Source organism: Holospora curviuscula, from assembly GCF_002930195.1.
GTDB classification, from domain to species: Bacteria; Pseudomonadota; Alphaproteobacteria; order Holosporales; family Holosporaceae; genus Holospora; species Holospora curviuscula.
Window position 1 is genome coordinate 1 of the sequence record NZ_PHHC01000126.1, and the last position, 5058, is coordinate 5058.

The following is a 5058-nucleotide window of genomic DNA, read 5'->3' on the forward strand; positions in this document are numbered from 1 at the left end:
TTCTTTAGAAGTAAGTCCTGAAACTATGCTCTCATATATTAGAGGTCATTGGGCCTTACATTGGGTAGTAGATAGGTCATTTGGTAAGAATCAAAGAAGAATACGAAAAGAAAACACTCCCCACAGTATGGCAATAATCAGGCATATAGCTCTGAACAAGCTCAGATGCCAGGACAATCAATCAAGCGGTTCAGAAAAATGAGGGGGCTGGAGTGAGGACATACTTTTCCGTATCTTGCAACAAAATTTTTTATGAGGTGGCCCTGATAGCGTACCCATCTTGCATTTTCTCGTACCTTTAGATATTATGATGTACTAAGTAAAAAATAATCTTTTCTTATTTTTTAAAATTTTATGCGTATTCAAAAATAAATAACAAATGACTTCAAACTTTAAAGTTAATGGAGTGTTGATAATATTTAAAGAAAAAATTGCTCAAAGATTCAGTAGAGCAGCATCTGATTACGACGAAGTAGCGCACATTCAGCGAAAATGTGCTCAGTTACTCGTTGAAAGAACCCTTTCAGAATTTTCTGAGTCTCAACCACAACACATTTTAGATTTAGGTACAGGCACCGGGTATATGGTAGATTATTTACGAATCAGCTTTCCTAACGCCCATTACACAGTAAACGACTGCGCGCTGGAAATGTTGAAGCAGTGCAAAAAAAAATTTTCCAGCCTCCACATAACTTATCAGTTGGGAGATTTAGAACGTATCTCTTTTCCTGATCAGGATCTTGTGGTAAGTAATTTTGTATTTCAATGGCTTGCCCATCCACTGATGACACTACAACGCTTGTATTCTAAAACCCAAGTTTTTTCTTTTTCCTGTTTGCTTGAAGGCACTTTTTCCCAGTGGTACGAACTTTTAAAGCACTGGAACGTTGCGATTTCTCCCCCTGTATATCCAAAATTTTCTCATATACAGAGAGTGTGTGAAGAAATTTCTAAAGGAAAAGTGCGGATCTGGCGAAGGTCTTTTACATTAAATTTTTCCAGTATTCGTCAATTTATGCACTATCTTCAATGTCTAGGAGCCAGTGCGGTTCCTGTGCTTTCCACATATGGAGCCTTAAAAAAATTGCTTGCTACACCAGAGTTTTCTTTTGAAGTACAATACAATGTTTTTTTTGCCATTCTTACTCAAAAATAGATGCGTGTATTTATTACTGGTACAGATACAGACATTGGAAAAACAGTTATCTCCAGCTGGTTATGTCTTCATACTGGGTTTAGTTATTATAAGCCTATACAGACGGGAATCGCACCCTCATCTTCAACTTCAGACCGAAGCATAGTTTATCAAATCTCAGGGACGTCTACATTAAAAGAGTATTGGGTACATGAAATACCAAACGCGCCCCAGGTTATTGGGCACCTTTGTGGAGAAAAGTCATTAAAAGTGGAAGACATTCCTATTCCTGAGGCCGATCGTGTGGTTATTGAAGGTGTGGGAGGTGTGCTGGTACCACTTAATGATCAAGAACTTATTATAGATATGATACTCTATTTTAACGCTCCCGTCATTCTTGTAACACGGCCATATTTGGGAACCATCAACCACACATTATTAAGTTTGGAGGCACTTCAACGACGAAATATTGTTATCTTAGGTGTTATTATGAACGGGCCCTGTTGTAAAGCCGTAATGCATAGCATTCAACAGCATGGAAAAATCCCAATTATTGCTGAATTTCCAATTCTTGAAACTATTTCTTACAGAACGCTTCAAGAAGTTTCTTTACCAAGGCTTCTTATGAAAGCGCTGAATTTAGAGGATTAGGATGATATAAAGAATAATGAAGGTTAAGAATAATTTAGACAGTAAGAACAAACTGACGAAGTAAGGGTACGAATTTTTTCAAAATTATAGGCTCCATCAATTCTTCAAACGATGAGTGTAATAGGGGGAGATTTTTTCGTATAACGATTCAAAAAGTGAATATTGAAACTTCCCAGGAAAATTCTTACGGACGTCATGCGCTCTCTTAGGCTAAACTTCTAAGCTATGAACACAGCAATAGCCTTCAGGGTGTTTAGTCATTTTGTACTCCTGTAATTTTTCTATGCTCAAAGTATAAATCGTACAGAATTTACGAGATTAAAATTTTTAAATTTTTTTGGTCCACTGATTTGGCTCTAAGGTATAGTAAATCCTATAATATTAGGTGCGAGAAAGAGTCAGATTATGGTCTCATATCATTGAACTATTTCTATCATGCTCTTTTTACTCCATCGCCTTATATTAGTCGAGAATTTCTGTATAGAATTAAAAATCGGGTGAGTAAGAAGGGAAAAATATTATTTTTTAGCCCACAGATTGAATGAGCAGTGTCGTGTTTTGTAATGTATGGAATAAGGCATGATTCAAAAGCACCCTTTGTACGGGTTTTCGTGCTTTAATTCAGCACTGTTCTCATCGATGATTAAAAAGATCAATATTACAAGACCCGTTATGATCACGATGGAGGTGGCTTGGAGAGAAGAAAAAGATGCGCTGAAAGTGAGGATGCTGCCCTTAAGGTTAGGACAAAATGTTCGCTCGAATTAAGGTCAAGAGAATAAGGAGGTAGGTAAAGTATGACCAGAATCCTTAATCATTTTCTGCATAGCTTTACCTTTATGGAAAACAGGATTATCCAGAACAATACCAAAGTTTCCTGGGATATTGGTGAGTACTGTTTTCTCTACCCAACACATTAATACCTCTCCAGGATCCGTAAACAATCTAATTTTCCCAAAAGTAGAGCCCATTAAAGCGCCTATACCATGTGTTCTACTTTTGGCACCCCAATCCTGTTTTTCTTAACAACGCTGCGCTTTTACCAAATACCCGTGCGTTCTTGACATATTATGGGCAACTCTACGTTCATCAACTTTTCTGTTTAATTCATTACACTTTTTGTAAAAAACAGATCTTTTTTCTGGATCCGCCTTTGGATGATTTAAGAGTTTTTTTATAGCGAACACCAAGACGTCTCAGGGCTTTCAAAATGCCAACAGCACTAACTCCACGCTCTAGGCTGATAGGCATAAGAATCTATCGTATATCGTGTTCTAAACAGTCCATGTCTATTGTTATGGCTGGCTTATAGCAAACGAATTTCGGTTCTAAACGTGGACTCCTTCTATAGTTTGCTGACCCATTCCAAAGCGTCTGCTCGATTTCTCATAGCTCCCCCCTTCTTTCGTCTTCATTCCTCAACCCTTACGACAAAACTCTAATTCATACGACATCTTTAAATATTTTTGTCTTTTATTTTATTATAAATATTCTATAATTATTTTATATAAAGTATTATTTCAATTATTTCAAATCTCATCTTTAAGCTATAAAAGCATCGGACTTAATTCTGAAAAAAAAGACTAGAATAACCTAGGCTACTTGCTTGCAAAAACTTTTTATAGACTTTTTTGTACATGAGTGAAGTGATATTTTAACTATTTTTATATTAAATTATTTACTCAACGTATTTTAATGAATTTTTAGTAAAGTACGAAATTTGTGTAAAATCAAATCTTCCTCTAGAAGTATACCCCCCAAATACGTGTATACTGTAGGTGCATACACCTATACTTCTAAGGAGTACCTATGAACTTAACATTTTCTTTAATAAAACCAGGAGCGATGCAGCATTGTGAAGAAATTTTAATGGCTATAAAAGCAGAAGGGTTTTCCATTATTGCTATGAAAACTCAACACCTTACTTTTTCCCAAGTTGAAATTTTTTACAAAGAACATCGTGATAAATCTTTTTTTCATGAAATGTGTGAAGGATTGACTCAGGGACCAGTTTTGTTGGTGGTAATTCATGAAAAAAAAGGAATAGAAACTCCATTGCGATTCAGAACTTTATTAGGGGCTACTAATCCAAAGGAGGCACTTCCTGGAACGCTGCGAGCGCGCTTTGGAGTAGATATTAATTCTAACGCGGTTCATGGATCGGACTCCAAGATTAGTGCTATTAGAGAATTAAGCTTTTTCTTTTCCGGTATAGAAATAGGATTCGATATTACTGACTATTTACCCCTCTAAACATTTTGAAAATCCTTAATCTCAGAATTTATCTGTGAAAAAAGCATTAAAAAGAAGGGTCTCTTTCGTAAAACCTCTTTCAAAAAAATTGAGGCTGGTTTTTTTGATAGTATCCTTCTGTTTCCGTTTTTTTAAGCTTGGATAAGATCATGTTGCTTCATAGAGGTTAGGAAGTGAAGGGTTCCAACGATATTTCGTGAAGCATTTTCTGTTCTATTGATCTTAAATGAAGTTCTAAAGAAAAATCAATCAGTGTGTTACGCCAAATTACTACACCTCCCAAAATAAGATTTGGGTTTTGAACCTGATGGATACGTACCTGAACATTGTAGCGATTTCGAAATAATTCTACAAAAGCTGATAAGATATGGTCGGGGAGCGAAATCGCAGTTGTAATGTATACATTTTCTAATCCTTGTTGACGATCTTGTAAATAGGTTAACAGATCTTGGAGAAAAAAAATTCTGTGCTCTTTATAAAGTAAGCGCAGCAATTTTTCTGTTACAGAATTCCAAGGCCCAGTGTTGTCTTTACAACGACTCAGAATACTATGACCCATGTTTGCCAAAGATGGGGAAGCGGATAATAATCGCCACAAAATAGGTCTTTTACGAAACCAGATGTCTACCAAAGTGAGTTCTTTGATAAGGATATTTAACAGTGGGATGGGTATTCCAAGTAAAACCTCTCCATAAAGACGACACACTGTGGAAAAAAATCGCGGTTTTGCAAGGTATTTCATTGCATCCTATAGTAGGGGTAATGGTGATTTAATTCTAGCAGAGAAGTGCCGTATTGGCTAGAGATAGCGGTCCCAGAGACAGGACCTACGCAGGAAAAATTTATCTTGACAGAGTTAGCGAGGTGTTTGAAAGACATAGCATTTTTGCCCGTCAGTGATTTAATGGGTGGTTTTCGGCTTTTTTTCAGGTTCACTCATACTAAAAGTGCTTATTTAGGCAGTATATCTAAGTTTTCAGCCGTATTCTCATGGCCAATACAGGCTTTGTCTTCGTTGA

General features: G+C 36.4%; 6 protein-coding genes and 1 pseudogene. 5 read left to right on the top strand and 2 right to left on the bottom strand.

Annotated elements, in window-relative coordinates; genetic code table 11:
- From HCUR_RS09285 to HCUR_RS07930, 4 genes and pseudogenes are all read left to right on the top strand, one after another.
- Positions 1-202, top strand: a pseudogene (locus HCUR_RS09285) (ISAs1 family transposase); the annotation flags it as partial.
- A gap of 177 nt (positions 203-379) precedes the next feature.
- On the top strand, positions 380-1156 hold the full coding sequence (locus HCUR_RS06320) for a methyltransferase domain-containing protein (protein WP_104207246.1): 777 nt from the start codon (positions 380-382) through the stop codon (positions 1154-1156).
- Entirely contained in the window at positions 1157-1786 is a 630-nt protein-coding gene (gene bioD, locus HCUR_RS06325; protein ID WP_104207247.1) for a dethiobiotin synthase, read from the top strand. It begins immediately after the preceding gene.
- A 579-nt stretch (positions 1787-2365) separates the two neighbouring features.
- Positions 2366-2554, top strand: a complete 189-nt coding sequence (locus HCUR_RS07930; RefSeq protein WP_129591956.1) for a hypothetical protein — start codon at positions 2366-2368, stop codon at positions 2552-2554.
- 2 nt (positions 2555-2556) lie between these two features.
- On the opposite strand, the gene HCUR_RS06330 is transcribed toward HCUR_RS07930, so the two are convergent.
- Positions 2557-2757 carry a hypothetical protein gene (locus HCUR_RS06330; protein WP_104207248.1) on the bottom strand — a complete coding sequence of 67 codons (201 nt, stop codon included), beginning with the start codon at positions 2755-2757 and terminating at the stop codon, positions 2557-2559.
- Between the two features lie 838 nt (positions 2758-3595).
- On the opposite strand from HCUR_RS06330, the gene HCUR_RS06335 reads away from it, so the two are divergent.
- Positions 3596-4039 (top strand): nucleoside-diphosphate kinase, encoded by a 444-nt coding sequence (locus tag HCUR_RS06335; RefSeq protein ID WP_104207249.1) that lies wholly within the window; start codon positions 3596-3598, stop codon positions 4037-4039.
- Between the two features lie 166 nt (positions 4040-4205).
- Here the strand turns inward: HCUR_RS06335 and HCUR_RS06340 are convergent, their stop codons facing one another.
- A complete protein-coding gene (locus HCUR_RS06340) occupies positions 4206-4781 on the bottom strand; it encodes a F0F1 ATP synthase subunit delta (RefSeq protein WP_104207250.1) in 576 nt (191 codons plus the stop codon).
- Between the last annotated feature and the right edge of the window lie 277 nt (positions 4782-5058).